The sequence below is a fragment of the Streptomyces sp. NPDC051172 genome (assembly GCF_040682555.1).
In the GTDB taxonomy this organism is placed as follows: domain Bacteria; phylum Actinomycetota; class Actinomycetes; order Streptomycetales; family Streptomycetaceae; genus Streptomyces.
In genome coordinates, this window is the sequence record NZ_JBFBBE010000315.1 from 1 (window position 1) to 1699 (window position 1699).

At 66.3% G+C, this 1699-nt stretch carries 1 protein-coding gene; it reads right to left on the reverse strand.

Features of this window, described 5'->3' with window-relative positions:
- Positions 1–38 precede the first annotated feature (38 nt).
- Entirely contained in the window at positions 39–1616 is a 1578-nt protein-coding gene (locus tag AB0N07_RS50670) for an ISL3 family transposase (RefSeq protein WP_365847729.1), read from the reverse strand.
- Positions 1617–1699: the final 83 nt, after the last annotated feature.

Sequence of the window (1699 nt, forward strand, 5' to 3'; positions counted from 1 at the left end):
GGTTCTGTCGACGATCTTGTGATCCGGATAGTTCAGACTCACCGTGCGAGTAGGACGCGTTTGCGTAGGAGATCGAGGCTGGCCCTGCCGAACATCTGGCGTTTCAGCATCTTCAGCCGGTTGATGTTGCCTTCGACGGCGCCGGAACTGTGGGGAAGAGACAGTCCGTTGCGGACGGCGTCGAAGTCGCGGCGGAGGTTGCGGGCGAAACCCGCGAGCGGGGTCAGCGTGTCTCGCTCGGCGTTGGTGATCCAGTCTTCGAGGCGGTCGCCGTGGCGTCCGGTCAGCATCGCGGCGAACTTTCTGACATGGAGGGTGAGCCGGTCGAGCTCCGGATCCCGTTTGCGTAGGCGGTGGAGCTTGTCGGCGTCCTCGTCCCGGAGGTGCTCGGGGTGGGTCATGATCCAGGAGGTGACCTCGCGGACCGACGGAGGCTTGGGGCCGGGGACGGGTGCGTGTCCGCGCCCGGTCCGGTAGCGCCGCAGATGACGCTGGACGGCCAACTCGCCACCTGGATAGCCCAGTTGTTGGATCTCGCGGTAGAGCTGGGCGGCGTTTCTGACACCTTCGTTCCAGCGCCGGTGCAGGTGGCCGACGTACGGATCGACGACATGCGCCCGCTGCAGGCTCTTGGCGACGACATCGTCCGCCGAGCGGGCGTTGACCAGCTTGCGGACGGTGGCCTGGTGTAGCCCGAGTTTCCGGCCGATCGCCGCCTTGGACATGCCCTTCTCCCACAGTTCGTGGGCGGCGGCATGCTGCTCACGCAATCGAGTCACGATCTTCAGCTCCGTCGTTGGCTGGACCTCCTCGGGCTCCGCCTCCAGGGCGTTGGAGTTACCGTCCTTTCCGGGAAGTGGCTCGGTCAGGCGGGAACGATGGGCGTTCACCGACTTCTCGACCGCCTGGCCGAGGTTGGCCCACAGGTGATAGCGATCAGCGACTTGCTCGGCCTGCGGTGCCCCGACCCGTGCACCTTCCGCGTATCCGCCGGAACGGTCACGGCAGATGACCTTCACCTCAGGGTGACCGCGGAGCCAGGCAGCCAGGTCCTCTCCCTCACGTCCGTCGTAGAGATGCAGTGGACGGTGGGTGGCCATGTCGATGAGCACGGTGCCGTAGTGGCGGCCTTTACGGAAGGCGAAGTCGTCGACACCGAGTACCTCCACCTCGCCGATCTCCGGGTCTGGCAGGGCTCTGACCAGCCGCAGCAGCGTGTCCTTGCCCACGGTGATACCGGCCGCGGCCGCGAGTCGGACTCCTGCCCTGCCGGCCAGCGCCAGCCCGACCCGCGTTAACACCCCACGCAGCAGCGGGCTATAGCGACTGTGCGGGGTGGTCAGCCCCGCGATCTGTTCGGCGAACGTCACCGCTGTGCAGTCAGGGTTCTCGCAGCGGAATCGGCGCACGCACAACTCGATCACCACGCCGAGCCCGCCAACGGCGACATCGCGCAACCTCCGTACGTACCGACCGTGCACCCGAGCCGACCTCTGGCCGCATCGGCAGGCCCCAGTCGTCGCCCGCACGCGCGTCCTCAGCACCACGTTTTCCGGCCGTCGTTCGACCTCCTCGATCAGCAGCGGGGACAGGTACGGAAACAGCTCCAAGAGCACATCACGAGAGCACGCGATGCATGATCGCGAACAGTCGGCACGACCCGTACAACCGTCCGGATCACAAGATCGTCGACAGAACC